The sequence below is a fragment of the Wolbachia endosymbiont (group A) of Sympetrum striolatum genome (assembly GCF_947250715.1).
Taxonomy (GTDB): Bacteria; Pseudomonadota; Alphaproteobacteria; order Rickettsiales; family Anaplasmataceae; genus Wolbachia.
The window spans coordinates 1,112,224-1,138,235 of sequence record NZ_OX366342.1 but is presented as its reverse complement, the minus strand read 5'-3'; the positions used below and the strand labels follow the sequence as shown (position 1 = coordinate 1,138,235).

The 26,012-nt window shown below is 36.0% G+C and carries 24 protein-coding genes and 1 pseudogene; 10 read left to right on the top strand and 15 right to left on the bottom strand.

The window, feature by feature from the left end:
- Positions 1-372 precede the first annotated feature (372 nt).
- Both OOK87_RS05600 and OOK87_RS05595 read right to left on the bottom strand, forming a co-directional pair.
- Positions 373-684 carry an ECH_0659 family protein gene (locus OOK87_RS05600; RefSeq protein WP_264688315.1) on the bottom strand — a complete coding sequence of 104 codons (312 nt, stop codon included), beginning with the start codon at positions 682-684 and terminating at the stop codon, positions 373-375.
- A gap of 315 nt (positions 685-999) precedes the next feature.
- Positions 1,000-3,372: an ankyrin repeat domain-containing protein gene (locus OOK87_RS05595; protein WP_264688314.1), complete on the bottom strand. Its 2,373-nt coding sequence runs from the start codon at positions 3,370-3,372 to the stop codon at positions 1,000-1,002.
- A 69-nt stretch (positions 3,373-3,441) separates the two neighbouring features.
- Between OOK87_RS05595 and OOK87_RS05590 the strand changes: the two genes are divergently transcribed.
- The 3 genes and pseudogenes from OOK87_RS05590 to OOK87_RS05580 all read left to right on the top strand — a co-directional run.
- Positions 3,442-3,567, top strand: coding sequence for a hypothetical protein (locus OOK87_RS05590; RefSeq protein ID WP_264688313.1), 126 nt, complete (start codon positions 3,442-3,444; stop codon positions 3,565-3,567).
- Between the two features lie 933 nt (positions 3,568-4,500).
- On the top strand, positions 4,501-4,878 hold the full coding sequence (locus tag OOK87_RS05585) for a head decoration protein (RefSeq protein ID WP_264687786.1): 378 nt from the start codon (positions 4,501-4,503) through the stop codon (positions 4,876-4,878).
- 34 nt (positions 4,879-4,912) lie between these two features.
- Positions 4,913-5,122: pseudogene (locus OOK87_RS05580) on the top strand (major capsid protein); the annotation flags it as partial.
- A 112-nt stretch (positions 5,123-5,234) separates the two neighbouring features.
- Here the strand turns inward: OOK87_RS05580 and OOK87_RS05575 are convergent.
- The 4 genes from OOK87_RS05575 to OOK87_RS05560 form a co-directional block, all read right to left on the bottom strand.
- Entirely contained in the window at positions 5,235-6,194 is a 960-nt protein-coding gene (locus tag OOK87_RS05575) for an IS110 family RNA-guided transposase (protein WP_264687787.1), read from the bottom strand.
- Positions 6,195-6,387: 193 nt separating this feature from the next.
- Complete coding sequence (locus OOK87_RS05570; protein ID WP_264688312.1) at positions 6,388-6,984, bottom strand: RlmE family RNA methyltransferase; 597 nt, start codon at positions 6,982-6,984, stop codon at positions 6,388-6,390.
- A gap of 76 nt (positions 6,985-7,060) precedes the next feature.
- Positions 7,061-7,636, bottom strand: a complete 576-nt coding sequence (locus OOK87_RS05565) for a PopZ family protein (protein ID WP_253309386.1) — start codon at positions 7,634-7,636, stop codon at positions 7,061-7,063.
- A 19-nt stretch (positions 7,637-7,655) separates the two neighbouring features.
- Positions 7,656-8,891: a TolC family protein gene (locus tag OOK87_RS05560; RefSeq protein ID WP_264688311.1), complete on the bottom strand. Its 1,236-nt coding sequence runs from the start codon at positions 8,889-8,891 to the stop codon at positions 7,656-7,658.
- A gap of 132 nt (positions 8,892-9,023) precedes the next feature.
- Between OOK87_RS05560 and rplM the strand changes: the two genes are divergently transcribed.
- From rplM to OOK87_RS05545, 3 genes are all read left to right on the top strand, one after another.
- Positions 9,024-9,482 (top strand): 50S ribosomal protein L13, encoded by a 459-nt coding sequence (gene rplM / locus OOK87_RS05555; RefSeq protein WP_253309391.1) that lies wholly within the window; start codon positions 9,024-9,026, stop codon positions 9,480-9,482.
- A gap of 10 nt (positions 9,483-9,492) precedes the next feature.
- Positions 9,493-9,948 (top strand): 30S ribosomal protein S9, encoded by a 456-nt coding sequence (rpsI, locus tag OOK87_RS05550; RefSeq protein ID WP_253309392.1) that lies wholly within the window; start codon positions 9,493-9,495, stop codon positions 9,946-9,948.
- Positions 9,949-10,093: 145 nt separating this feature from the next.
- Positions 10,094-10,405 (top strand): HU family DNA-binding protein, encoded by a 312-nt coding sequence (locus OOK87_RS05545; RefSeq protein ID WP_264688310.1) that lies wholly within the window; start codon positions 10,094-10,096, stop codon positions 10,403-10,405.
- Here OOK87_RS05545 and OOK87_RS05540 read toward each other — a convergent pair.
- A complete protein-coding gene (locus OOK87_RS05540; RefSeq protein ID WP_264688309.1) occupies positions 10,398-11,105 on the bottom strand; it encodes a pyridoxine 5'-phosphate synthase in 708 nt (235 codons plus the stop codon). The two genes, OOK87_RS05545 and OOK87_RS05540, sit on opposite strands and share 8 nt — an antisense overlap.
- Positions 11,106-11,367: 262 nt before the next feature.
- On the opposite strand from OOK87_RS05540, the gene odhB reads away from it, so the two are divergent.
- The 3 genes from odhB to secA all read left to right on the top strand — a co-directional run bounded on the left by odhB (position 11,368) and on the right by secA (position 16,427).
- A complete protein-coding gene (odhB, locus tag OOK87_RS05535) occupies positions 11,368-12,540 on the top strand; it encodes a 2-oxoglutarate dehydrogenase complex dihydrolipoyllysine-residue succinyltransferase (protein WP_253309396.1) in 1,173 nt (390 codons plus the stop codon).
- A 103-nt stretch (positions 12,541-12,643) separates the two neighbouring features.
- A complete protein-coding gene (locus tag OOK87_RS05530; protein ID WP_264688308.1) occupies positions 12,644-13,531 on the top strand; it encodes an aminoglycoside phosphotransferase family protein in 888 nt (295 codons plus the stop codon).
- 235 nt (positions 13,532-13,766) lie between these two features.
- Positions 13,767-16,427 (top strand): preprotein translocase subunit SecA, encoded by a 2,661-nt coding sequence (gene secA / locus OOK87_RS05525; protein ID WP_264688307.1) that lies wholly within the window; start codon positions 13,767-13,769, stop codon positions 16,425-16,427.
- Positions 16,428-16,430: 3 nt separating this feature from the next.
- On the opposite strand, the gene OOK87_RS05520 is transcribed toward secA, so the two are convergent.
- The 6 genes from OOK87_RS05520 to OOK87_RS05495 form a co-directional block, all read right to left on the bottom strand.
- Positions 16,431-17,429, bottom strand: a complete 999-nt coding sequence (locus OOK87_RS05520) for an ankyrin repeat domain-containing protein (protein WP_264688306.1) — start codon at positions 17,427-17,429, stop codon at positions 16,431-16,433.
- 309 nt (positions 17,430-17,738) lie between these two features.
- A complete protein-coding gene (guaA, locus tag OOK87_RS05515) occupies positions 17,739-19,301 on the bottom strand; it encodes a glutamine-hydrolyzing GMP synthase (protein WP_253309400.1) in 1,563 nt (520 codons plus the stop codon).
- Positions 19,302-19,406: 105 nt separating this feature from the next.
- Positions 19,407-19,913 carry a DUF2924 domain-containing protein gene (locus OOK87_RS05510; protein WP_253309401.1) on the bottom strand — a complete coding sequence of 169 codons (507 nt, stop codon included), beginning with the start codon at positions 19,911-19,913 and terminating at the stop codon, positions 19,407-19,409.
- A 401-nt stretch (positions 19,914-20,314) separates the two neighbouring features.
- Positions 20,315-20,668: an Asp-tRNA(Asn)/Glu-tRNA(Gln) amidotransferase subunit GatC gene (gene gatC / locus OOK87_RS05505; RefSeq protein ID WP_065094978.1), complete on the bottom strand. Its 354-nt coding sequence runs from the start codon at positions 20,666-20,668 to the stop codon at positions 20,315-20,317.
- The gene (locus OOK87_RS05500; protein ID WP_253309402.1) at positions 20,658-21,584 is read right to left on the bottom strand and encodes a ribose-phosphate diphosphokinase; all 927 of its coding nucleotides are present in this window, start codon (positions 21,582-21,584) and stop codon (positions 20,658-20,660) included. The genes gatC and OOK87_RS05500 overlap by 11 nt, the downstream gene beginning before the upstream one ends.
- A gap of 351 nt (positions 21,585-21,935) precedes the next feature.
- Positions 21,936-22,133, bottom strand: a complete 198-nt coding sequence (locus tag OOK87_RS05495) for a hypothetical protein (protein ID WP_264688305.1) — start codon at positions 22,131-22,133, stop codon at positions 21,936-21,938.
- Positions 22,134-22,313: 180 nt separating this feature from the next.
- Here OOK87_RS05495 and sdhA point away from each other — a divergent pair, with 180 nt between their 5' ends.
- On the top strand, positions 22,314-24,119 hold the full coding sequence (gene sdhA / locus OOK87_RS05490) for a succinate dehydrogenase flavoprotein subunit (RefSeq protein WP_264688304.1): 1,806 nt from the start codon (positions 22,314-22,316) through the stop codon (positions 24,117-24,119).
- Here the strand turns inward: sdhA and OOK87_RS05485 are convergent, their stop codons facing one another.
- Together OOK87_RS05485 and OOK87_RS05480 are read right to left on the bottom strand one after the other, a co-directional pair.
- Positions 24,120-25,859 carry an ankyrin repeat domain-containing protein gene (locus tag OOK87_RS05485; RefSeq protein ID WP_264688303.1) on the bottom strand — a complete coding sequence of 580 codons (1,740 nt, stop codon included), beginning with the start codon at positions 25,857-25,859 and terminating at the stop codon, positions 24,120-24,122. It lies immediately after the preceding gene.
- The gene (locus tag OOK87_RS05480; RefSeq protein ID WP_264688302.1) at positions 25,856-25,987 is read right to left on the bottom strand and encodes a hypothetical protein; all 132 of its coding nucleotides are present in this window, start codon (positions 25,985-25,987) and stop codon (positions 25,856-25,858) included. The genes OOK87_RS05485 and OOK87_RS05480 overlap by 4 nt, the downstream gene beginning before the upstream one ends.
- Positions 25,988-26,012 lie beyond the last annotated feature (25 nt).

Below are 26,012 nucleotides of genomic sequence, written 5' to 3'. Positions count from 1 at the left end.
ATTCTAACGCTCCTTATTTTGTCATCCCAGCACCTTCTTCTGTCATCCCAGTGTCACGCACTGGGATGACAAAAAAAGGAGCACTGGTTCCTTTATGACGGTGTCATCCAAGTGGCTGACACTGGTTTCTTTATGATGGCAGTGCTTGACACTGGAATCCAGCCTTTCACTGTCAAAGATGTTATTTTTAATATAAGGTTAGTCACTTTCGTGCTCACCAACTTAATCTCTAATCAAAATTTCTGGATCCAAGTAGTCATGGCACTGGGATGACATCTTTGTGTTTGAGGCAAAACCGGCTATAATATTTCTTCGCAAACAAATGTTCGTACAGAGCTACTTTCATGACACCACGATTATGCTATAAATTCTTTATCGTATGAATATATTAAGAAGAGAACGTATTAAAGCTGTTTCTCCTTTTTTATTGATAAAATTTGAACTTATAGCATATTCAACTAGGCTGGATTTTAGTAGATTAACATTTTGAGAATGAATATTATTGAAGATGGAGTTTAACTCTTTAGCAAGCAGACTGCGAAATTTTTGCACACTTTCATATGCGATATTTTCAAGTTCATGTGCAAATTTATCTTGAGCTATAGTTGTTATATCTTCAATTTCCTTATTAAACTCCTCTAGCTTTTTTTCGTTATTTTTAAAATTTTTCGTAAAAGTTTTCATATCAATTAAACTCAACTACTATTATGATTATAATGATAATGAAAAACTACCGAAGTAAAAAATTCACACTACTGTGTAACTTGCAAATACTTTTTACTAGATTCCAGCGTCATGCGCTGGAATGACATGGTATCCTGCTGCTCCTTTCTTGTCATCCCGCGCGGAACAATTAACCGTCATACCGTCACGGTATCTCTAGATCCCGCTAACAAGTAGCGGGATGACGATTGCCAGGGTGTCATGCAAGTAGCTGACACATAACTGTACGAACATTACCTCCTGGGACAATGTTCGTACAGATGTAGGTGCTAAGTTTTACAAACTCTGTCGTGCTGAACCTTGAATATCCACTTCTTTCAATTCAGTGTCAGGAGCGATGGGTTTTGATATTGTGTATGTAATGCCACCGGCTATCAGTGCAGATACCACAGAAGCTGCAACTATTAATAGAGCAGACAATCCAGAAGCAATACTAAGAGCAGCACCTACTACTAACATAGCTGCAAGGCTCGCATAGACAACTTTTGGGGAAAATTGTCTTTTTCCTACTTTTTCTAGCGACACTTCATTTGTTTTAGTTTTGCCTAATTCACCCTTAAGTGGTGTGTTTTCATTTTTCAGATTTTTTATTTCTTGTTTTAGTAATTCATTCTCTTTATTGAGTTGTTTCAACTTAGTCTCATGTCCAGCTATGCAACTTTTTGATTCTTCTAGTTCCTTTTGCGTTTTTTCTAACAACGCTTCTGCTTTAGAATACTGACTTTCTGTTTTGTCTAATTTATCCTTAAGCGTTGCGTTTTCATTTCCTAGCTCTTGTATTTTTTGTTTTAGTGATTGATTCTCTTCGTCGAGTTTATTAAGTGTTTTCAGCCTAGCCTCATGTCCAGCTACGTCATCCTTTAGTTCTGCTAGTACTTTGTGCGCTTTTTCTAGTGACACTTCATTTGTTTTAGTTTTTGTTTTTTCTAATTCACTATTAAGCGTTGCGTTTTCATTTCCTAGCTCTTGTATTTTTTGTTTTAGTGATTGATTCTCTTCGTCGAGTTTATTAAGTGCTTCCAGCCTAGTTCCATGTCCAGTGACACAATTTCTCAATACTTCTAGTTCCTTTTGCGCTTTTTCTAATGGTACTTCATTTGTTTTAGTTTTTGTTTTGCCTAGTCCACCCTTAAGCGTTGCGTTTTCATTTCCTAGCTCTTGTATTTTTTGTTTTAGTGATTGATTCTCTTCCTTTAGCTGAGCACATAATTTTTTTAATTTAACTTTACGTTTTTTAACCTTTTCTGTTTCTTCTGGAGTTTCCGTTGCATTGTGTGTTTTGGAATGGGAAGAAGTACCAGATACAACCTCAGATAGCTGACCACACATACTGTTTAGTCTATCTATTATTAGGCCTTCATCCTTTATCAATGAGCGATCTGCTCCATGTTTTATCAAAAGTTTTGCTAATTCTTTATTGTCATTTGCAAGAGCGTAATATAATGGAGTATACTCAGCTTTATCTTGTGCATCAACATCTGCTCCTTTATCTATTAGATATTCTGCAATCTCCACATAACCAAGTGCAGCAGCATAGTGTAAAGGGGTATGGCCATCTTTACTCTGTACATCAACTTTTGCTCCATATTCTAACAAAAGTTTCACTGATTCTTTATTATTGTTTCCAGCAGCACGATGTAAAAGAGTCAATCCATTTTCATCCTGTGTATTGTGTTTTTCTAACTCTTTACCGATGTCTTCTGTGGAAGTATTTATTCCACTGTCACTACTATTACTTTCATCAATAGTCGAATCTAAAGAGATCTGTTCCCCATTATGTATAGTATACTGCTGTTCTGTGTGTTGATTGTGCAAATAAGTTTGTTCTATGCGCTTCTGATTATTGGCAAGTCGTTGTTCTGCCTCTTGCAACTTTTGCGCCACAGCATCTCTTTTAGCCTGTTCTCTTTCTAATGTATCACCTACTTTGTCTGTATTGTTTTCATTAATGATTGAGTTTGAAGAAGTCTGTTCATTCTCATTTTGTACATAGATTTTTCTGTTGTTTGGTGTAGTTCCATTGTTCTCTCCCTGACCTTTTGCATTCCATGCTTGCACTGCAGCAGTTATTTTATTTCCGCCCACAGCTAAATTTCCTGGAGTTTTATTATTAGGCTGCGGTAAAGTGCCTTGTCCATAAGTTAGTCTTTTCTTTCTTGCCTCAGCATAACGTTGTTCTCCTTCCTTTAACATTTCTACTATGATATCCTTATTTGGTATATTGCTAACCATATCTCTTGGAGTTCGGCCTTGACTATCTTTTAGTAAAGGATTTGCGTTAGCATCTAATAAAAGCTGAACCATCTCTTGATGACCATGCAAAGCAGCAATGTGCAAAGCAGTGAATTTAGAATTAAAATCACCCGATATTTGTTCATCAACTTTTACTTTCTTTTCTAGTAGGAGTTTTACTATTGGTACACTGTTACATTCCACAGCAAGATGTAACAATGTATAACTTGCAATTTTATCTAAATCTTGTATCATGAATAGCTTATCTATCTTCAAATTGTTATAAGTGCTATATGCTTCTGGGTTTACACCTTTTAGCTTACTCCCTATCCTTTCAAGCAAATTATCCTTATTCAAACCTTTACTCTCACTCACATTGCGTATTATTTCAAAAAACTTTTCCTTTTCTATTGCCACAACCTTTCCTCTCAATTTATTTATTATTGCTGAATAGTCTCACAAAAAAGTTAAGTTTGTCGAAATTCGATGTTTGATCTAAAAATTAGTCATAAACATTTTCTTCCAATTCGTTGTCATTCAACTCCCCTGTCATCCCAGCACCTTCTTCTGTCATCCCAGTGCGTGACACTGGGATCTCATTTTACTTTATGATGATGTCATGAAAGTAGCTGACACTGGAATCCAGAAGACAACCAAATAATAAAGGCTAGATCCCAGTGTCACGCACTGGGATGACAAAAAAAGGAGCACTGGAATGACACCCTACTTAACCCGTCATACCGCCGCGGTATCTCCTTAGAATAGATCCCGCTAACAAGCAGCGGGATGACGATTGTCGTTTAGCTACAAACATTAAGAAATTTACCAAGTAAAAAAAAAGGCAAAAGAAGCCCCATGGTTGGCTAATTACTTACATTATACTTTCAAGTATGGCGTTTTTTTATTCTAAACGTTTAATAACCGCGATTCAGTTGCTTTTAAGCCGCAACTAATCTAAATTATAAACATTAAGAAATTTACTAAACAGAAAAAAAGGCAAAAGAAACCCTAGGGTAGCTAATTATTCACTATCCATTTTTTAAGTTGGCGTTTTTTGATGTTTTAAATAGCGTATTTCAGCTTGTATAGGTAAAAACCTAGAAATTTGATAAAGACATAGAGTGCACATAGTGCAAAAAATTAAACATGAGACGCCAGATACGTGAGTTTTTTTGTCATTTAATCTGTACAGAGAAGATAAATAAATAGCTTCAGTTTCATGATAAGGGGGCTGGCGGAGTTTGTCAAGGAAGTTTTTTCACTTCTGCGGGCTACCTGGGTTAATATTATATAGCAGTTGTGTTAAAAGTCAATAGAGAAATGAAAAATACTGAAAAATAATTTTTACTTGGTGGGCTATAAAGCCAAAGATGCTTTTAACATATTTTACGTAATTTCGGAGGATTTATTGATGCAGGCAGCCAAGGCACGACAAAATATATAAACCTACAAAGCTAAAGCTATTCCGCGGACTATAGCAACTACAAATTCAGCGGAAAAAACAAAATTAATAACTTTATCAGCCAAAATTTCCAGGAGAAAAACATGTCTTGTATAACTGAACCAAATAATCTTGGTGACCTCTTAAAATATGAGGCATCAAATCTATACTCACGTGACCAAATTACTGTTGCTAAGGGACAAAACCTAAAGCTTGGAGCAGTGGTTAGCAAAAAGACAGATGATGGGGGCTTTATAAGAGCTCTAAATCCGCTAGGCACAGATGGTACTCAAACAGCAATAGGTGTGATTATAAACGATGTAAATAGTAAAGATGCAGATATTAAAGCAGTAATCATTACTCGCGTAGCTTTACTTGCTGATCATGCAATTGTCTGGCCAGCAAATATAACTGAAGAGCAAAAAACAGCAGCAATAAAACAACTTGAAGAGAGGGGTATTATTGTCCGTAAAGGAATCTGAATTTTATATTAATTTTTAATAGGAGCTAAACATTATGCAAAATTCACTTTCAAATCCAGCATTCAATATGACAGCATTAACTGGAGCTATTAATATTTTACCAATTAGTTTTGGTCGAACTGAAAGTTTAAAACTTTTTCCGAGTAAATCAGTAAGGTTTCGCCATATTGCCATTGAAGAACAAAACGGTTTTTTAGCACTACTTCCAACTCAAGTTCCAGGAGCACCAGCAACTGTTGGAAAAATAAGTTGTAATATTTGATTTAAATTCTTTTAAAAAGTGTGGATGTAGATAAGTGCTTTCAGTCTGTGTAAGCGCACTTATCCACATCCACACTAATCTGCTAGTGTTGGATCTAAGCAGACTTAGGGCTGTATTCCTCAGTAAAAACCCTGTCATCTCTTACTAAAGAGTTAGCAAGTAAAAGTAACTTTCTCATAGCAGCAGTGGAAGCAACTTTATATGGTTTTTTATATTGATTATGTAACCTATCAAAAAAAGTTTTTATGAAAGAATTCCATTTCCGCGCACTAAGAATACACATATACAAGACTGTTCTAATTTGTGACCTACCGCCTTGAATGCACCTTTTTCCTTTATTAAAACCACTGTCTCGATTAAAAGGTGCAACTCCGGCAATGCTAGATATTTGCTTTCTTTGAAGAGTTCCTAATTCTGGCAGATAACAAATAATAGTAATAGCTGTGATTTTACTTACACCTGGTATACTAGTTATTGATATGTATTTTTTTTTAAGCTCTTGACTTTGTTCAATCAACTCAATCATCTCATCTTCTAAAACTTGAATTTGATTCTGTAATATGACAAGTAGCTCTTCCATTTGTTTGATTATGGATATATCAGTTACTTGATGAGCTTGAGTTTTTTGTATTTTTGCCATTTCTACTAGTTGATTTCTACGAGATAGCTTTTGCCTCAAGAAGTCAACATTACTAACTTTTAAAGGAGTAACGCGCATATCTGTATTATTAATATAACGTGAGATAATGCTGCAGTCTATTTTATCAGTTTTAGTAGCAATACCAAGGCTTTTTGCATAGTCTCTCACCCATCTAGGTTGAATTACATATACTTCGAAACCATGGCTTAGTAAAGTATAAGCACATAATTTTTCGTACCCACCAGTTGCTTCAAGTCCAACTTTGATTACATTATGTAAATGCAAAAAGTCGAGTATTTGATCAATAGCTTGAACGTTATTTTCAAATACTTTATAATGTCCAAGTGGATGAATGTGGATATCTAGTTTATTTTTGCTAAAATCAATGCCAGCAATGATATTTGATAAATTCATAATTCCTCCATAGAATAACATGTAATACTGCATTTTCCACCCTTATATACGAGCCTAAAAGCTCAATCAGTTGTTCGGAACTTTTCAGTAAATAATCAGGGAAGAGAACCTTGCTAAATTACGGTCCTTTATGACCAAGGCGATCTACGGTTCCTCTTCTCTGCATGTTCTTAATATTACCACTTTGTAATATTTATGAACTTGTTTTTAACATATAAGGAGGTCTGCTGCCAATAAAGCCTAAACTTACCAAATACATTTCTGTAGATTCAGATCTACTTGACTTTGGTTTAAAATATTTTACTGTTTTAAACATTTTTTTTAGCTTGTTACAAAAATCTTTATCAGATTCTCCTTGGAAAATTTTTACTACAAACGTGCCACCATGGCTCAAGAAATGCTTTGCAAAATTGAGCGCTGCCTCACATAAAAGCATAATTCTGATATGATCCAACGATTTTAAACCACAAGATTCGGGCGCCATGTCAGATAAAATTACATCAAATTTTTGATCCTTGAATTTTTCTCTTAAAATTTCAAGCCCATTGATAATATCACATTGTATAAACTCTACTCCATTAATTGCGTTCATTGGTTTCATGTCAAGAGCAACTACATTTGCACCTTTCTGAGACGCGACTTGTGACCATCCACCAGGAGAAGCACCAAGATCAATAATTTTTTGCCCTTCTTGGAATAATTTAAATTTATTATCCATTTCTACCAGCTTATATGCTGAGCGTGACCTATAACCATCCTTGCTAGTTTTTCGCACATACTGATCATTCAAATGACGATGTAGCCACCTTGTTGAAGATAGTTTTCTGCCTCTAGCCGTCTTTACTCTAGTTTTTATTGCTAATACCCTACTTATTATTGATTATATCTTTGAGCTCTTTTTCAACTACTTCTTTTACCAGTGCATGTAGATATTTATTCAGCCATTCTGAGAGCTGAGGTTTTAAAAGAGATGTAACTAATTCTTCAACAGTAAGATTCGCTCTTTTTTGTTGTTTATGCTGCAATTCGTTTTGCATTTTTCCAAGCAGCGCTTTGATCTCTTCCATATTCTCTTTTAAAATTAGATGATCATTATTTTGCGCTTGTAAGCCGCTATTACTCGCTTTGTTATTACTCATTTGGATATTATCGTACAAATCAATGTCTTTTTTTTCTTCTGAATTGTAGCTATGGCCATTAAATTGGTTGTTGTTGCAAGCCATTTCCTCACTTTGGTCATCATTATCAATGTTCTCTTCTTTACCATTTTCTTTTTTGCCATCTTCTTCCATGTCTTCTGGATACTCTTCTTCAAGGCATAGCACATCATCATTTTCATCCTTTATTTCTGCTTTATCGTTACTTGCGTTTTTACCCGATATAGCTTTTTTTATATCTTCTAGAATATCTTTTACAGATTGATTGCCTTGTTCATCATGCATAGTGCTAATACCATTAAATTTAGAGATTTATACTATTTATTATAAAAAGCAAATTATAAACACTAGTTACATAATTGCTTTTTGCTTCAACTAAGTCTGAACGTGCTTTAAATAATGCATCTTCAGTGTCCAAAAGGTCAGATGTACTCTTTAAACTTAAGTTTACCTCTTGCTCAACTCCTTCCAATGCTAAAGCTGCTGCTTTTTCCGCTTCTTGACTTGCTTTAATAATGGCTTTTGCTGTTAGCACATTATTCCAAGCATTTACAACTTCTTGTTCTATATTTTTTACCGTTTCATAATAATCGTAGGTAGATTTTTTTGCATCCATTTTAGCTTTACTGACACCAAAAGCATTCGCTCCTTTTTTAAAGATTGGAACATCAAGAGTAAAAACTATATGAACATTTTCTAATAGCTTGTCTAATTTTACACCATCCTTCCCAAAATTTTTGCTTGCGCTTAGATTTAAAGAAGGAAGCCACTTGGAGCTTTCAGCGATCACTTCCATTCCGGCTGCTCTTTTTTGATAAACTGCTGCTTTTAGAGATAAATTATTGGTTTTTGCTAATTGCAAACATTCATTTAGCTCTGGGACAGAAGGTAGTTTATCATTAGCTTCAGAAAGGTCATCAGCATCTTCGCCAATCAAATGATAATAAGCAATATTTGCCAATTTTAATTTACCTTCAGCATCAACTCTTTCGGATATAGAAGACGAAAATTTTGCTTTTGCTAGCAAAACTTCAGCGTTAGTAACTTCTCCAAGGGAGAAGCGTTTTTTCATAGCTGACAAATGTTCCAAAGAAACGCGTTCTTTATGTTCTCTGAGCTTTAATATTTCTGTCTTTTGTAAAACACCAACATATGCTTTCACAGCATTAAGTGCAACCTCTTGTTTTAATTGCTGAAATCGCATTTTTTCTGCTTTGAGAAGATGACTTGATCGACTGAATGTGGCAAAGGTGCCACCTCCATCTATTATCCTTTGGCTTAATATCAGACGTTTTCCAGGTAAATTAGGTTGATTATAAAGATTAAAATTACTATCAAAATTGTACTGCAAACTAATGTCAGGTAAAAATCCAGCTAACCCAGAAGACTTAAGCTGTTTTTCTGCGCTTTTATATTGGTAAAATTGAGACTTTATTTTTGAGCTATTTTTGATCGCTTTGCTTATAACTTCTCCCACATCGGTTGCATAGCAACTTATAGTACCAAAAATTATCGCAAGTGTAATAATCAATCGAAACATTCTACTTCCTGTGCATATTGGTTGCGCAGCTCAATTACTAACATAAATTACTTTAATAATCAATAACTAATATTGTTGACACTATTGAGAAATTAAGTATATAGTAGCTTACTATTGTTTAGTTAAATTACAATGAAAACTTTTTTCTTAAAAGAGAAACAAATCGACAAAAAATGGTTTGTCATAGATGCAGAAGGATTAGTGGTAGGAAGGCTTGCAGCATTTGTAGCGACACTATTGCGTGGAAAGCATAAACCTGAGTATACACCTCATATGGATTGTGGCGATAATGTAATTATTATCAACGCAGAAAAGGTGCATTTTACCGGGAAGAAGCTTAAAGATAAAATTTACTATAAGCATACAGGTTATTCTGGTGGTTTGAAGAAAACTACTCCAGATAATATTTTAAATGGCAAATTTCCTGAGCGTGTAATAAAAATGGCAGTGAAAAGGATGCTTGATGATGGCCCTATGGCGCGTAGACGCTTTGAAAATTTGTATGTTTATTCTGGTTCAGAGCATAAGCATCAAGGGCAGCAACCTGAAAAGATAGATTTTGCCTCTTTGAATCGTAAAAATAAAAAGTAATGGAGTAAAAATGAAGAGTTTTACAATAAATAATAATGATTGGTCAGAAAAGACAATTAAATCAGCGGTTGATTCGCTTGGTCGTTTATATGCTACAGGCCGAAGAAAAGAATCTGCAGCAAGAGTATGGATAAAGCCGGGAAGTGGAAAATTTAGTGTTAACAAAAAAGGCGATCTAATTTCTTATTTTAAAAGAGAGTCAGTGTGCCAAATAGTGAAAATGCCATTTGTAGCAACTTCTACGTTAGACAAATATGATGTATTCGCAACTGTAAAAGGTGGAGGGCTATCTGGTCAAGCAGGTGCTCTAGCTCATGGAATAAGCAGAGCTTTAAGTAGTGTAAGCCAAGATTTGCATTCTATATTACGTAATGGTGAGTTCTTAACTAGAGATTCGCGTGTTGTTGAACGTAAGAAATATGGTCAACATAAAGCTCGGAAAAAGTGTCAATTTTCTAAGAGATAGTTATTTCATAGTGGTGTTTTTTTGTAAGTATTATACAAATATTTGCAAAAGTGTATAATATCCTCTATTTTTGTGATGAATTTAGTTGACTATCGGTGTCAACATAATATGCTATTTGTGTGATTTTTCAATATTAAGGTAATTTATGAGTAAAGAAGATATAATAAAACAATTAAAGGAAGATTGTTCTGGTCAGAATATAGATATAACAAAATCTGATTTGAGCAAGATTCATGATGCGTTTATTAAAATAATAAAGGATGAGCTGCATGGGAAAGGTGAAATACGTTTGCATGGAATAGGAACATTTTCTACTGCTATAAGTCAGGAGAAACAATGTCGTAACCCCCAAAATGGTGAGATCATGACTGTTCCTGAAAAGACAAGGGTAAAATTTAAAGCAAGCCAAACTCTTTTAAGTATTTTAAATGAGAAGGAAAAAGCAGCAGTTAGTTAGACATTATCATTTTCATTGTTTTTACTACGCTGTGTAAGCCATAAAATACAGCTTCGCTAATTAAATAGTGGCCTACGTTAAGAGCTGAGATGTGAGGTATTCTTGTCATCTTCTTAGCGTGTTTATAAGTTATGCCATGTCCTGCGTGGCATTCTATTCCTAATTTATTGACGTACTCTGCAGCATTAGTAATTAACTGTAACTTTTTCTCTGATGGATTATCACAGTAATCCCCTGTATGAATTTCTATTATGTCAGGTTTTATCTCTAGCTTCTCAAGATATTTTAGTTGATTAATATTTGGATCGATAAACAGTGAGACTTTTATGCTAGAGCTATGCATTTCCTCTATTATACTAGAAAGTTTGCTGTGCATATTAATGATATCCAGGCCACCTTCGGTTGTTAATTCTTCTCTTTTTTCTGGTACTATACTAATCGAATAGGGTTTTACCTTTTTTGCTATTTTAAGCATTTCTTCCGTGGCTGCAATTTCAAGATTTAGCTCAGTGCTAATGCTTTTTTTTAGGTTAAATACGTCTTCATCTCTAATATGCCTTCTATCTTCTCGTAAGTGTACAGTAATAAAGTCTGCTCCAGCGTCAATGGCTATTTCTGCTGCTTTCAATAGATCTGGGTAGGAAGTTCCGCGTGCGTTGCGGAGGGTTGCAACGTGATCAATATTAACACCTAGTTTCACAATCTACCTCAAAAATTATTTATGGATTATACATGTTATTAGGTCTTTTGCATAGTCATTGTTTGATTAGCAATACCATAGCCGAGAGACGGGGTTGGCGAAATGTGTCAAGATGGCCTAGCATCACGCGCTGGAATGACATTTGGGAGTATATTATCCGTTTGTCACTTCTAAATGATAAAAGCCTCAATGAATTTATTAGTTTATTGCATGTCTCTTTTCATGTATAAATCTATAGAAAGTTTTATACGGAAGTTGTTTTATGAGCAAAATTATAGAAATCAGAGCGCCAAAAACTCTTGGTGGTGAGTCAGTTACGGAAGGTATAGTAAAAATAAAGAAAAATATTGGAGAAGCAGTAAAAGTAGATGACTTGATCTTTGAAATTGAGACTGACAAAACAGCACTCGAATTAACTGCAGAAGCTTCAGGGCAAATAACTGAATTTCTCGTAAAGGAAGATGATGTAATAAGTCCTGATCAATTGTTAGCGAAGTTTTCCGTGGGGGAAGTAAAAGAGGAAGCGAGAAAAGAAGATAAAAGCGAAAGTTCTGCCAAAAAAGATGCTCCGTCAGCTCGTAAAATTATGGAAGAAAATGCAATCAGCGCAGAAAGTGTCAAAGGAACTGGCATGGGAGATAGGATAACAAAAGCAGATGTAATAGGCCATATAAACAAAACAGAACAGCCTGCAATAAAACAATATGAATTGCCAAAAAGTGTAGTAAGTGGAGAGCAAAGAGAGGAACGAGTAAAAATGAGTAAAATAAGGCAAGTAATTGCCGCTCGTTTGAAAGCATCGCAAAATACTGCTGCAATACTGACCACGTTCAATGAAATTGACATGAAAAATGTCATGGATCTAAGAGCAAAATATAAGGATGCCTTTGAAAAAAAGTATGGAATAAAACTTGGTTTCATGTCGTTTTTTATAAAGGCAGCAGTGCAAGCACTGAAAGAGATCCCTGAAATTAACGCTGAAATCTCAGGCGATGAAATCATATATAAACATTACTATGACATAGGTGTTGCTGTTGGCACTGACAAAGGCCTTGTTGTACCTGTTATTCGGAGTGCTGATCAGATGTCATTTGCAGAAATTGAGTTGACTTTAGTTGCTCTTGGCAAAAAAGCACGAGAAGGCAAATTACAAGTATCAGAAATGGAAGGTGCAACATTTACTATTTCAAACGGTGGAGTATACGGTTCACTTCTTTCCACTCCGATAATAAACCCTCCGCAATCTGGAATACTTGGAATGCATTCGATACAAAACAGGCCAGTTGCTGTTGGTAATGCAGTAGAAATCAGACCGATGATGTACATTGCTCTCTCTTACGACCACAGAATAGTTGATGGTAAAGGAGCAGTTACTTTCCTTGTCAAAATAAAAAATTATATAGAAGATCCAAATAGATTAGTTTTGGAAGTGTAAATTGGTATTAACTTAAACAATGTCAGCAATTAAAAATGACAAGCAAGTTTTTCTAGAATCAGAAGGTTTCTAAGGCGGATGGTAAAATAGGAAAAATCGGCAAATGGCATCAAAAATTGATAGTCGCTCTTGGTTATTACTTGTTACCGAACTTGTTGCACAGCAATTTCCAAAGTGGGCTCACTTAGAGATCAAACCTGTTGAACTCAGTGGTATAGACAATAGAACTTTTCGCTTGGGTGAAGAGATGTTGATCAGGCTACCAAGCGCAGAAGATTATGCGCTACAAGTTCTAAAGGAGCAAAAATGGCTTGAGATACTTGCACCACATTTGTCATTTTCTATTCCTAAGCCACTTGCAATGGGACAACCATCAAAGCATTATCCCTGGAATTGGTCAATATATAAGTGGATCGAAGGGGAAAGCATAAATGCATTGTCTATAGATGATCTGGATTTACAGATTATTGCTTCTCAGCTTGCACAATTTTTGAATGAGTTACATAAAATTGATGTTAAAGGAGGCCCTAATCCTGGACTCCATAACTTCTGGCGCGGCGATCACGTATCAGTCTATGACACAGAGGTAAGATCGGCCATTAAGGAATTGCAAGGTTTTATTGATGCTAGAACTATAATGTCCTTTTGGGAAAAAGCTATAAGCTCAAGATGGAACAAGAATCCAGTATGGATTCATGGTGACTTTGCAAGCGGGAATATCCTAGCGAAAGATGGATGTGTAGATGCTGTAATCGATTTTGGATGTGTGGGTGTCGGCGATCCAGCCTGTGACTTGGTAATTGCCTGGACACTTTTGAACAACGAAAATCGGAGAATCTTCAAGTCACATCTATGTTTAGATCCAGACACGTGGGCCAGAGCAAGCGGCTGGGCTTTATGGAAGGCACTAATTACAATGCGCGACTGGAAGACAACAGAAGTTATGAAACAACAGAAAATTATTAATGAAATTCTAAATGAAGAAGCTTAGTTTAACCAAAGATTTTCAGTCCTATTTTTGCATACCTACCTTTCTTTGCTGTTCTCAAGTGAATTACTCTTAATCTAGCATAACTAACAACTTAAACGAACAACTATTTTCAGCAAACTAAACAATGCCTGTGATAGGTTCTTAATTTGAAAAGACTCCCCGAATCTAATATGTCATTGCTGTAGGCTGCATTTAGTAATATAATCTCATATTAAATAAGACGTTACTTAAGTTTATGCTAGATTCTCCGCTAATTTTGACATCCATTCTTATATTTTTCATTTTTACGTTGTCATTCTTTTTTATAAGAAAGATATTTGGGTCAACAAACAAGAAGATAATAAAATCCTTTAGGAAAATTGTTCAGCAAATAAATGCATTAGAAACAGAAATGCAGAGCTTATCTGATGAGGAGCTTGCTGGTAAAACTCAAGAATTCAAACAGGAATTGAAAAATGGGAAAACGTTAAATGATCTTCTCGTACCTGCATTTGCAGTTGTGCGTGAAGCCTCTCGCAGGTTTCTTAACATGAGGCACTTTGATGTTCAGTTGATTGGTGGAATGGTGCTCCATAACGGCATGATATCAGAAATGAAAACAGGAGAGGGAAAGACACTCGTTGCAACTTTAGCTGCATACCTTAATTCTTTAGAAGGGAAAGGCGTGCACGTCGTAACTGTTAACGACTACCTTGCGAAACGAGACACAGAGTGGATGAGCAAATTATATAATTCTCTTGGGGTTTCTGTTGCGTTTATCACGAATAACTTGACAGACGAAGAGAGAAAAGAGGCTTACAGTGCAGATATCGTGTATTCCACAAATAACGAGCTTGCCTTTGATTACCTGCGAGACAATATGAAATTTTCTCAAGAAGACATGGTTCAGAGAGGCTTTCACTACGGAATAGTTGATGAAGTAGACTCAATACTCATTGATGAAGCTCGCACTCCGCTTATTATTTCTGGCCAGATTGAGGAAAACAATCAGATATATAAGCATATCAATAAAATAGTAACCAAATTAGTTGACTCTGATTATGAGGTGGATGAAAAGGGTAGGGCAGTGTTCCTTACTGAAGATGGTATTTCACGAGTGGAAGAACTACTCAGGTCATACAATCTCATTCCTGAAAATTCCTCGCTCTATGATACTGACAGCATGATAATGACTCATTATATAGACCAAGCATTACGTGCACATAAGCTGTTTACTGCTGATAAAGATTATATAGTAAAGGATGGCAAGGTAGTGATTATTGATGAATTTACTGGGCGTATGATGGAGGGCAGGAGATATTCCGATGGTCTTCATCAGGCACTTGAAGCGAAGGAGAATCTTGAAATTCAGCATGAAAACCAAACTTTAGCATCGGTCACATTTCAGAATTACTTTCGTATGTACAATAAACTTTCCGGAATGACTGGAACAGCAGCAACAGAGGCAGAAGAGTTTCGTGATATATACAGACTAAATGTAGTAAAAATTCCAACCAATGTACCTGTAAAAAGAGTTGATATTGATGATGAAATTTATGGCACAGGAAAAGAAAAATTTAATGCTGTGTTGAAGTTTATAGAAGAATGCCACAAACGCCTTCAACCGGTCCTTGTTGGCACGGTAAGCATCGAAAACTCTGAGAAGCTTTCTGCGCTTTTGCAAAGCCATTCTCTTAAGCATTCAGTATTGAATGCTCGTTATCATGAACAAGAGGCGTACATAATAGCACAAGCTGGAGTGCCAGGTAGTATCACTATAGCAACTAACATGGCAGGACGTGGAACTGATATTCAACTCGGTGGAAACGCTGAAATGATTGCAAAGGTAGAGCTAAAGAAGATAAAAAATGCTGATGAAAGAGAAAAAAAATACCAAGAAATAGTCGAAAGAGTAAAAAAAGATAAGGAAATTGCTATAAAAGCTGGTGGTTTATGCGTGGTTGGAACCGAAAGACATGAAAGCAGGAGAATAGATGATCAATTACGCGGCCGTTCTGGTCGTCAGGGGGATCCTGGACTTTCTAAGTTCTTTTTATCGCTTGAAGATGACCTAATGAGAATATTTGGTTCTGATAGAATGAGAAGCTTTTTACAAAAAGTAGGGTTAAAGAATAACGAAGCTATTCATCATCCATGGATCAATAAGGCACTTGAGAAGGCGCAGAAGAAAGTTGAAGCTAGAAACTATGATGTGCGGAAGTCTTTGCTTAAGTTTGATGACGTAATCAACAACCAACGTAAAGTTATTTTTAAGCAGAGAAACAATATCTTAGGCAACGAAATTAATGATTTACTTGAAGTATATAGCGAAGTAAATGAGAGCATAGTAGAAGGTATAATCCAAAGTGGCTATTATGAGGATTATATTGAAGATATAGTCAAAGAATTCCATACAAAGTATGGAATAACGCTTGATAAAGAAGATTTAGCAAAGTTTTTAAACAAACAAGAAGCTTTGAATTATATAAATGATAAGATACAAGAATTTTTTACTGAGAAAGAAAAATATTTCAACAGTCAGCACACTACAGATTTGTGGAATACGATCGTGAAGCAAATGATGATAATGACACTTGATCATTTATGGAGGGAACACCTTTCAACTTTAGAAAGCTTAAGACAAAGCATAAGCTTACGTGCCATGGGGCAGAAAGATCCACTGAATGAATTTAAACGCGAAGCTTTCTTGATGTTTGAGTCAATGCTTGAAAAATGGAAGGAACTCACCATTCATCGCTTAGCACACTTTAAGTTGGCAGACAACCAAGAGATAGGCAATAGGTTACATTCTGCTAGAAATAGCAGACTTTCCAAAGTCTCAAGAAACGACAAATGTCCTTGCAACTCCGGAAAGAAATACAAGCACTGCCACGGCGCGGTTACTGTGGTAAATTAGTAACTATGGTTGTACAGTTTGTTTATTTCCATCAACATTACTGCAGCTAACCTCACTTAGCTTACTGTTTAATGAATGCTCTGATGACTTATACGCAACCCCATAGGAAATTCTACCAACGATCAGTGCAGATGCCACAGTAATTCCAACTATTGCTAGTGCAGATAATGCAGTAGCGTAAACGAGTCCTAATGGAACTACAACAGCAGATATAACAACCCCAACGGCTCCTGCTTTTGTAGCTTTAGGCCTATGTATACATGATGGGTCTGCACCATAATTTAGCAGAAGTTTTGCCATTTCTGGATATTTACTATGCCAAGCACAACTCAAAGGGGTATATCTATTTTTATTTTGTAGATTGATATTAGCTCCATTTTTTAGTAGAAGTTTCACTGTCTTTATATGCCCGTGCTCAGCAGCATAATGCAAAGGAGTTCTTCCACCTTCATCTTGTAGATTGATATTAGCTCCATTTTTTAGTAGAAGTTTCACTGTCTTTATATGCCCGTGCTCAGCAGCATAATGCAAAGGAGTTCTTTCACCTTCATCTTGTAGATTGATATTAGCTCCATTTTTTAGTAGAAGTTTCACTGTCTTTGTATGCCCGTGTTTGGCAGCATAATGCAAAGGAGTCCCTTTATCTTCATCTTGTGCATTAACGCCTGCTCCTTCTTCTAGCAAAACTTCTACTACTTGTGTATGCCCATGCTGAGCAGAATAATGTAAGGAGGTTTTTTCCCATTCATCTTGTACATTAACATTAGCTCCGTTTTTTGTTAAGTATCTTACTACTTTTTCATAGCCATTTTCAGCTGCTATAAGTAATAAATTGCACTTGAGTATTATAAACGTGTAATTTATATCAAATTCGCTTTTTTTCCACTCATCATATATAAGTTGATTTTCCTGCTGCAGCTTATCTTTAATTCTATCAATTAAATTTTCCTTACTCAGATCTGGACTACTGTTGACTTCTTGTAGTATTAACCTTAATGTCATTTCCTTCTCCAAGATATAAAATTTTATTATGGCATATGAAGTGGATTATGTCAATGAAGAACTAAGAAACTGGTTCTTCTTTTTTTCTATAGCTTTAGGTTTACCTACAATTTGAAAAACAACAAATTCGTCATTCCGCCGCAGTATCTCTAGATCCCGCTAACACGTAGCGGGATGACGAGTTACTTAACGTCATACCGTGATTTATTCACGGTATCTCAACCGCTAACAAAGCGGGATGACAGCAATCCTACGTCATACCGCCGCGGTATCTCTAGATCCCGCTGCGGTATGACTAGACTTTTTGATTTACTCCCACTCAATGGTTGCTGGTGGTTTAGAAGTTAAGTCATAGACAACTCTATTTACTCCGGAAACGTTATTAACAATTATACTGCCAACATTCTGTAAAAAGTCCCAAAACACTAGCGAATGCTGATCCTTATCTTCAAATGGAAATGCATCAGCCGTCATACCATCGGACGATGTTACAGCCCTTAAAGCACAAACATATCCGTATGTACGACCATCTCCCATGACGCCTACAGTTTTTATTGGTAATAATACAGCAAAAGCTTGCCATATCTTATCGTATAGATCGTAATTTTTCATCGTATTAATATATATTTCATCTACTTCTTGCAATATTCGCACCTTTTCTTCATCGACTTCACTTATAATCCTCACTGCAAGTCCGGGTCCAGGAAATGGATGTTGAAATATTATCTCGTCTGAAAGCCCAATTTCTTTTCCAAGTAGCCTTACCTCATCTTTAAAGAGGTAGCGTAAAGGCTCTACTAGCTTCAGGTTCATCTTTTCTGGCAACCCACCAACATTATGGTGAGACTTAATTGTACTAGTGTTGTCTGAGGCATGCCCTGACTCAACTACATCAGAGTAGATGGTACCTTGCATCAAAAAATCCACATCACCTATTTTTTTTGCTTCTTCTTCAAACACTTCAATGAAAGCGTTACCGATAATTTTTCGCTTTTTTTCTGGATCAGTTATTCCCTTTAACCTACTCAAAAATAAATTTGATTTATCAACGTAGTTTATCGGAATTTCTTTCAACATAGCAATGGTCTGGTTCTTGCGTAACAACCCAGTATCGATAAAAATACAGTTCAATTGTTTTCCTATAGCTTTATGTGTGAGAGCCGCTGCAACACTTGAATCAACCCCACCACTTACTGCGGCGATTACTTTTTTCTCTCCTACTACATTTTTGATTTTTTCCTTCTGCTTTTCAATAAACGATTTCATTGTCCAGTCTCTCTCGCAATTTGCAATATCCAAGAAGTTAGAGAGCAATTTACTGCCATTTGTTGTGGGCCTCACTTCAGGATGGAACTGAGTACAGTAAATCTTCCGCTGTTCGTTGACAATTATTGCAATTGTTTGATTTATCACACCTGATGCGATAACAGTAAATCCCTGTGGTATAGTATCAACACTGTCCGCATGGTTCATTAATACATCCACTTCAGAATTAACATCCCAGGTATCCTTTATAATGGGGGATTCTTTTAGTATCTTGATTTTAGTTCTGCCAAACTCCTGTTTGAAACTCTCTTTTACTTTTGCTCCAAAATAATGACAAATGAGTTGCTGTCCATAGCATATTCCAAGTATAGGAACGTTTGTTGCCTTATTAAGTTTTATAATTTCATGTACTACTCTACTTGTTTCAGAACAATCATCATTTACAGATTGTGGTCCTCCAGAGAGAATAAACCCATTGAATTTTGATATTGTTTCAAAACTGATGTTGCTTGGAAATATTTCGCAATACACACCCATTTCCCTGACTTGTCTTGCGATAAGCTGTGTAAATTGTGAACCAAAATCAATAATGGCAATTGCTGACAATTTGCTCCTCCATATTATTTAAAAGTGATATCTGATAATAAAGAAAATAAAGAAGTAAGTAAACTAAGACCTCTTAAAAGCTTTGATGTATGACTTAAACGTTAGCTATGATTTATTTTGAGTTGACAGAAACTTTGCACGGCGGTGACTCAGAGTCCTCAGTTTTTCTTTGGGGTCAAGGCATACTTTAAAAAAATCCCAACCGTTGCAACTTTTACCGGTAATTCTTGTACCAGCCGTAGAAGGAGCACTATATTCTTCCCCATTGTAAATAAACTTTCCCTCATTACTGACTGTAACTTCATACATTTTCTTTTTATATTCTCCAACAAGTGTTCTACCTATAAAAAGAGCTTTAATAACTTTTTGATTTTGCGTTAAGCCATCATCATCAACTTGCACAATTTCTTTAGGTTTATCTATTTTGAGCTCATTTAGTGGCTCATTACCCACCATATTGTTTAATACTTTATTTATTATATATGTTACTGCCTCATCTTTGACTTCTTCTACCCTTTTATCTACATATTTTTCTACTTCACTACGCACATGCCTTTTCAAACTTTCAAGCAAATCCTGTAAGTCGAGTAAAGTTAATTCAGATGTTTCCATAAAAACCCCCAGTTTTATTATCACGTATCAATAATACATCTAGTATACTTAAAATATCTTTAAGAAAGGCGACTCTGACCCTCAGGTAGCTAATGTTAACTACCGATATCGTACGTGAACCAAAATCAATGATGGCAATTGCTGACAACTTACCCCTCCATATTATTTAAAGCAATATCTGATAATAAAGAAAATCATGGGGCAAGTAAACTATAGCTAAAGTGGCTTAGGTTTACCTACAATTTGAAAAACAACAAATTCGTTATTCCGCTACTTGTTAGCGCCGCGGCGGTATGACGTAGGGAAACCTTCTTGGGTTAGCTATATCTGTTTTGCCACTCTGCTGAACGGATACTTTGAAAGTAGATCTATTATAGAATTGATATGAGCCTTATTTTACCCTAATCGTTTATAACCTTTGGCACTACGAAATACCCATGCTCAGGTTTTGTATTGGACAATATCTCTTCTTTAATGTTTTGAGAATTTATAACATCATCGCGTACATGAATGTCCTTGTCTATACTGCCATAACGCATAGGAGAAACACCTTCAGTATTAACTTGTAATAAAGTATCATGTATCCAATCCAGCATTGTCAGTTCTTTGGAGTAGTGATCAATCTCGTCATTTGATAACTTAATCCTTACAAGCTGTGCAATTTTAAGCATTTCTTCCTTGGTAATTGTTATTTTTCTCTTATTTGCAAATTCTATTAGTGAAGTAATAACGTCTTCTGTTGACTTAGCTGGCATCTTTACCTCCTTGGATGAAGTGAGTTAAAATATCTACGACCGAAACAACTTCTATTTTACCAGTTTTTTCAAGTTTGTGAAGTATAGTATCCGTAATCACTAATTTATCTAAAGAAGAGGAAGAAATTTTTTCAACTGCACTTCCTGAAAGCACGCCATGTGTGATGCATGAAATTACGGACTTTGCTCCGCAATTTTTTAAAGCAAGGGCTGCATTACACAATGTTCCACCAGAGTCAACTATATCATCAACAATGACACAATTTTTATTCGCAACTTCTCCTATTATGTTCATTACTTGAGATGTGCCTGCTTTCTCCCTATATTTATCTACTACAATAATCTTATCACTTAACCCTATCTTGTACTTTTCCTCTAAAGTCTTTGCAAAAGCACGTGCTCTGCCAATTGCTCCAACATCAGGTGCAACAATTGCCAAATTTTCCGTGTGTATACAGTCAACAAATGCTTCAAAGCAGTTCAAATTAGTTATCGGTACATCAAAGAATCCTTCAATTTGACTTGAGTGCAAATCAATCACTGCAACACTACTTGCACCTGCAGTTTGAATAAGATTTGCAACTAATTTGGCATTTAAAGCAGATTGCATATCATTGTTCTTGATAATTCTATCTTGTCTGCTATATCCATAATAAGGAATAATTACTACTATCCTTTTGGCTCCTAATCTATTTACTGCATCAATTATAAGCAGAAGCTCCATAAGGTTATCATTCACAGGGGGAGAAAGAGATTGTACTATGTATACTTCTTGATTATATAGATCATTTGCTACTTCTACATTTACCTCGCCATCGGTAAACTTTGATATCCAAGCAGAGGATGGTTGAACATCTAGCCGGTTAACTACTGATTCCCCTAATTCTTTACTAGCATTACCTATTATTATCTTCATAATATACCAATTGAGCTTGTAAGATTATACAGAAATTATGAAATAATTGAAATGTAAGTTTCTTTATCTAGCATTCTTGTCGGCAAATTAGGTACCTCTTGTACAATGACCTGTCATTTTCACGCATTGTTTCAATATACAGACCCAAATTGAAACAACTATACAAAATCCTGCTTATGTTTCAAGATAAATGACTTTAATGAAATATAATTTACCTTACCACTTCGTTTTGATTCTCCAGTTCAACATAGGATAAATTACTCATACATTCTCCTAGTATTTCCTCCTTTTTATCATTATCTAGTCCACTGCTAAACCCCTGACACTTTTTCTCAAGAGCTAAGCGTGTAGCTATCTTACTGTTTCAGACGATAATTCCGGCAACTCATTACGAATCTTTTCCTGCTCTTCCTCAGAGAAATTGCCAAGGTTTTCCCTGGCCATTTCAGAAAATTTTTGAGTAATCGTTTCTTTTATCATTCCACCAACTTCCTGTTTATTTAGTGTAATAACTACCGATGGATGCAAGCCAGATAAAGACTCAACCATTTTATTGTATGTTCCACCTGAAGTAAGTAAAATAGCGAGGTTTAAATGGCATTAAGATCAAAATTATTGGATGAAAAAGTGGTTCACTAATAATGAGAATTGGTATTAGCTATAGAAAACTTGTATAGATTTTTTCTACTTCTGTGATATCATAAGCCTTTAATGATAAAATAAGCAAATATGGATAAGTCAGCGTATGAGATCATAGAACATGAGTATGATGTGGTAGTAGTGGGTGCAGGTGGAGCAGGGCTCAGAGCAACGCTTGGGATGGCTGCAACTAATTTTTCAGTTGCCTGCATTTCTAAAATTTTCCCTACACGAAGTCATACAGTTGCAGCACAAGGCGGAATTAGTGCAGCTTTAGGTAATATTGGTGAAGACGATTGGCGCTGGCATGCATATGACACAATAAAAGGTTCAGACTGGCTTGGTGATCAAGATGCAATAGAATATATGTGTAAAAACGCTGCTAAAGCTGTTATTGAACTTGAAAATTTTGGCGTACCTTTTTCTCGTACAGAAGATGGCAAAATATACCAGCGCTCTTTTGGTGGAATGACAACTCACTTTGGTAAAGGAAAATCAGCGCAGCGCACTTGTGCAGCGGCAGATAAAACTGGGCACGCAATCCTTCACACTCTATATCAGCAGTGTCTTAAATTCAACGCTGAATTTTTTGTTGAATACTTTGTGATTGATTTAATTATGGATAGCGAAACCGGAGCATGCTGCGGAGTTCTTGCTTGGTCGCTATGCGACGGCACATTACATAGATTTCGCGCACATTCGGTGGTGCTAGCAACAGGTGGATATGGACGTGTTTATTTCTCTGCAACAAGTGCGCATACCTGCACAGGTGATGGTAATGGCATGGTGGTGAGAGCTGGGTTACCACTTGAAGATATGGAATTTGTACAATTTCATCCAACAGGAATATATGGCTCAGGGTGCTTGATGACAGAAGGGTGCCGTGGAGAAGGGGGGTACCTCGTTAATTCTCAGGGCGAAAAGTTTATGGAACGTTACGCACCAAAAGCAAAAGATTTAGCTTCCCGTGATGTGGTAAGTCGTGCAATAACAATTGAAATTAGAGAGGGAAGGGGAGTTGGACCGAAAAAAGATCACATGTATTTAACTATAGCGCATCTTGATCCGGAAGTAATAAAACTCAGATTGCCGGGCATCAGCGAAACCGCAAGAACTTTTGCTGGAGTTGATGTCACTAAAGATCCAATACCTGTTATTCCAACTGTTCACTACAACATGGGCGGCATTCCAACCAATTATCATGGAGAAGTGATCACGCTGAAGCAAGGTAAGGAAGAAGTGGTAGATGGACTATTTGCAATTGGAGAAGCTGCATGTGTCTCTGTGCACGGTGCAAATCGACTTGGTTCTAACTCACTTCTTGATCTTGTGGTTTTTGGTAGAGCTGCAGCGCTCAGAGCAAAAGAGAAACTAAAATCCGGTACACCACATAAAAAATTGAGCTCAGATTGTACAGATTGGATAATAGATAGGTTTAATAAAATGCGATTTGCTTCTGGGAAGCTCAAAGTAGCAAAAATACGCAGCGAAATGCAGAACACTATGCAAAAGTACGCATCAGTGTTCCGTGTTGCTGAAGTTTTAGAAGAAGGTAAAAAAGCTATAAAAAAGGTAGCAAAAATGATTCCTGATGTTTCACTTGAGGATCGCAGTATGATATGGAACAGTGATTTAGTTGAAGCACTGGAGCTTGCTAACATGATCCCACAAGCGGTTATTACCATGGAATGCGCAGCCAATCGAGAGGAGAGTAGAGGTGCTCATGCTCGTGAAGATTTTCCTGAGCGTGATGATAAAAACTGGATGAAACACACCATAGCGTGGCTTGAAGAAAAGAAAGGTCAAATTAACGTAAAAATTGATTATAAAAAAGTGGCTGAAAAAACTCTGAGCGATGAAATTGACTTCATCGCTCCGGAAAAGAGGGTATACTAGTTATATTGTTAACCCATCTGCGGGAGATTTTGTTGATGTATCTTTCATTTCACTTTTTGGATTTCTTGCACGCTTTGTCTGTCGTTCATTGTCAGTAGAGTTCTTTGTTTTATTAGTTAGTTTTTCAAAACATTTCTTAACACCACTAAACCCTAAAGTGAGAGCAAGACATGTAGCTATAGCAATAGCTGCGAGGAATAAAGCGGCAAGGGCCCCAATGTAACCCTGAGAGACACCATATGCTACAGCTGAAATGAAAATAACCGTTGTTATGGATATTAATGTTTGACGGGTTCTCTTTGCTGGATCTATGTACTTTCCAGCAGCAGATACTGCTTTTCCTGTAGTAGATGCTGTTTTTTCTATAAAAGAACCTGCTTTTTCAATGCCAGACTGACATTTTTTTGAAGCAGTTTTACAGTGGTATTTTTCCTCGAGTTTCTCCTTTAGCTCTCTAACCTTTTTTTGTGCTTCTTGTGTAATTCTTGGATATTCTTTTAAATTAAGTAAAGTTAGATAATACTTTTTAGTATCAAATGTTTGACCTTCCAACTCTAGAGAACAGGGATCAGCGCCCATTTCTAGCAGCATTGCACAAAACTTTGTTGTATTGCCACAACTAACTGTTGAATCAAAAATTGTTCCTTGCTTTAGATATTCAATTTTTTCTTTCCTTGCTTTTGTTTTTAGCACCGCTTGTAGAGGCGTGTCTTCTTTCTGGTTGGTAGCATTCATAGCTTCTCTCAATTTATCTTGAGATATCACTTCTTTTTCTACTAAATTCAAAATCAACTCCAAATATGCAACTTTTTGCTCTCCTTTAAGTAAAGCAATATGATGTAAAGCATTGTTGCCATTTGTGTCTTTCAGGCTAATATCCGCCCCTTTCTGTAGTAACTCCTCAAAAAGTTTTTTATCATTATTTTCAATTGCTGAATGTAATGGATTACTATCTGGAGTATTTATGGTATACCCTATAATTTCTTTAATTTTTGTTTCTGTATTGGTTTTTATTTCTGGTTCTAATTCAGACTTCTTTACTGACTCTGCCAATTTTTCTAAGAAGTTAAGATAATATATTTTTTGTTTTTCGCTTAACTCCTGTAATTCTTCTTTAGACAACTGCAAATCATCAATATTTGCTCCTAATTTGAGCAATTGTATATCAGATACTATTGTATTGTCGTAGTGTGGTATAAGTTTTTTAAAAGGTGTTAAAGTTTTTCTAGGTGTAGTCTCAAAACTATGTTTTTCTTTTGTTACTTTACTAAGTAACAATGCTTGCAGTGGTGTTTGACCGTTGCCATTTTTATCGTTTACAGCTTTTTCAAGTTGTGCTTTAAGTTGCTCTTTTCCTTCCTCTTTTCCTTCCTTCTTACTCACATCTAGTACTGTATTTAAAAAATCAAACTTTTGTTTTTTCTCTAATTGTGTAACTATTAGGTGTAAAATATTATTTTCCTTTTCATCTTTTGCACTGCTAATATCCTTACAACCTTTCAGATATTCTTCAAATTTCTTGCGATTTCCATTTTTAATTGCTTTGAATATTGGCTGTTCCTCATCAGTATATTGAACATTGCTGTTCTTTATCCCGTTGGTTTTCTCCACTTCTTGGTTTTCATTTGCTGTGTAGGAAATTGGTATACCCGAAATGTGGTCTTTCTCATCAGCAGGATCATCTTCAGCTTCGCTACTGTTGCCGCTTTCGATTCCACTGTCTCCATTGTCAATCGTCATCCCGTTGTCTTTCTCTCTACTCCTTGCCCTTCACTTATTGTGTTAGCACTACTGATTGAATGCTTCTTACTAGCGTTATGATCATCTTCAGCATCGCTACTGTTGCCGCTTTCGGTTTCACTCTCCATACTCCCTCTACGACCAATTTCATTT

What these genes read in the sequence shown, in the direction of transcription:
- OOK87_RS05600 (WP_264688315.1), bottom strand. Translation starts at nt 684, where the DNA reads ATGAAAACTTTTACGAAAAATTTTAAAAATAACGAAAAAAAGCTAGAG.
- OOK87_RS05590 (WP_264688313.1), top strand. Translation starts at nt 3,442, where the DNA reads ATGTTTGATCTAAAAATTAGTCATAAACATTTTCTTCCAATTCGTTGT.
- OOK87_RS05585 (WP_264687786.1), top strand. Translation starts at nt 4,501, where the DNA reads ATGTCTTGTATAACTGAACCAAATAATCTTGGTGACCTCTTAAAATAT.
- OOK87_RS05575 (WP_264687787.1), bottom strand. Translation starts at nt 6,194, where the DNA reads ATGAATTTATCAAATATCATTGCTGGCATTGATTTTAGCAAAAATAAA.
- OOK87_RS05565 (WP_253309386.1), bottom strand. Translation starts at nt 7,636, where the DNA reads ATGCATGATGAACAAGGCAATCAATCTGTAAAAGATATTCTAGAAGAT.
- OOK87_RS05560 (WP_264688311.1), bottom strand. Translation starts at nt 8,891, where the DNA reads ATGTTTCGATTGATTATTACACTTGCGATAATTTTTGGTACTATAAGT.
- rplM (WP_253309391.1), top strand. Translation starts at nt 9,024, where the DNA reads ATGAAAACTTTTTTCTTAAAAGAGAAACAAATCGACAAAAAATGGTTT.
- rpsI (WP_253309392.1), top strand. Translation starts at nt 9,493, where the DNA reads ATGAAGAGTTTTACAATAAATAATAATGATTGGTCAGAAAAGACAATT.
- OOK87_RS05545 (WP_264688310.1), top strand. Translation starts at nt 10,094, where the DNA reads ATGAGTAAAGAAGATATAATAAAACAATTAAAGGAAGATTGTTCTGGT.
- odhB (WP_253309396.1), top strand. Translation starts at nt 11,368, where the DNA reads ATGAGCAAAATTATAGAAATCAGAGCGCCAAAAACTCTTGGTGGTGAG.
- OOK87_RS05530 (WP_264688308.1), top strand. Translation starts at nt 12,644, where the DNA reads ATGGCATCAAAAATTGATAGTCGCTCTTGGTTATTACTTGTTACCGAA.
- secA (WP_264688307.1), top strand. Translation starts at nt 13,767, where the DNA reads ATGCTAGATTCTCCGCTAATTTTGACATCCATTCTTATATTTTTCATT.
- OOK87_RS05520 (WP_264688306.1), bottom strand. Translation starts at nt 17,429, where the DNA reads ATGACATTAAGGTTAATACTACAAGAAGTCAACAGTAGTCCAGATCTG.
- OOK87_RS05510 (WP_253309401.1), bottom strand. Translation starts at nt 19,913, where the DNA reads ATGGAAACATCTGAATTAACTTTACTCGACTTACAGGATTTGCTTGAA.
- gatC (WP_065094978.1), bottom strand. Translation starts at nt 20,668, where the DNA reads ATGCCAGCTAAGTCAACAGAAGACGTTATTACTTCACTAATAGAATTT.
- OOK87_RS05500 (WP_253309402.1), bottom strand. Translation starts at nt 21,584, where the DNA reads ATGAAGATAATAATAGGTAATGCTAGTAAAGAATTAGGGGAATCAGTA.
- OOK87_RS05495 (WP_264688305.1), bottom strand. Translation starts at nt 22,133, where the DNA reads ATGGTTGAGTCTTTATCTGGCTTGCATCCATCGGTAGTTATTACACTA.
- sdhA (WP_264688304.1), top strand. Translation starts at nt 22,314, where the DNA reads ATGGATAAGTCAGCGTATGAGATCATAGAACATGAGTATGATGTGGTA.
- OOK87_RS05485 (WP_264688303.1), bottom strand. Translation starts at nt 25,859, where the DNA reads ATGACGATTGACAATGGAGACAGTGGAATCGAAAGCGGCAACAGTAGC.
- OOK87_RS05480 (WP_264688302.1), bottom strand. Translation starts at nt 25,987, where the DNA reads ATGGAGAGTGAAACCGAAAGCGGCAACAGTAGCGATGCTGAAGATGAT.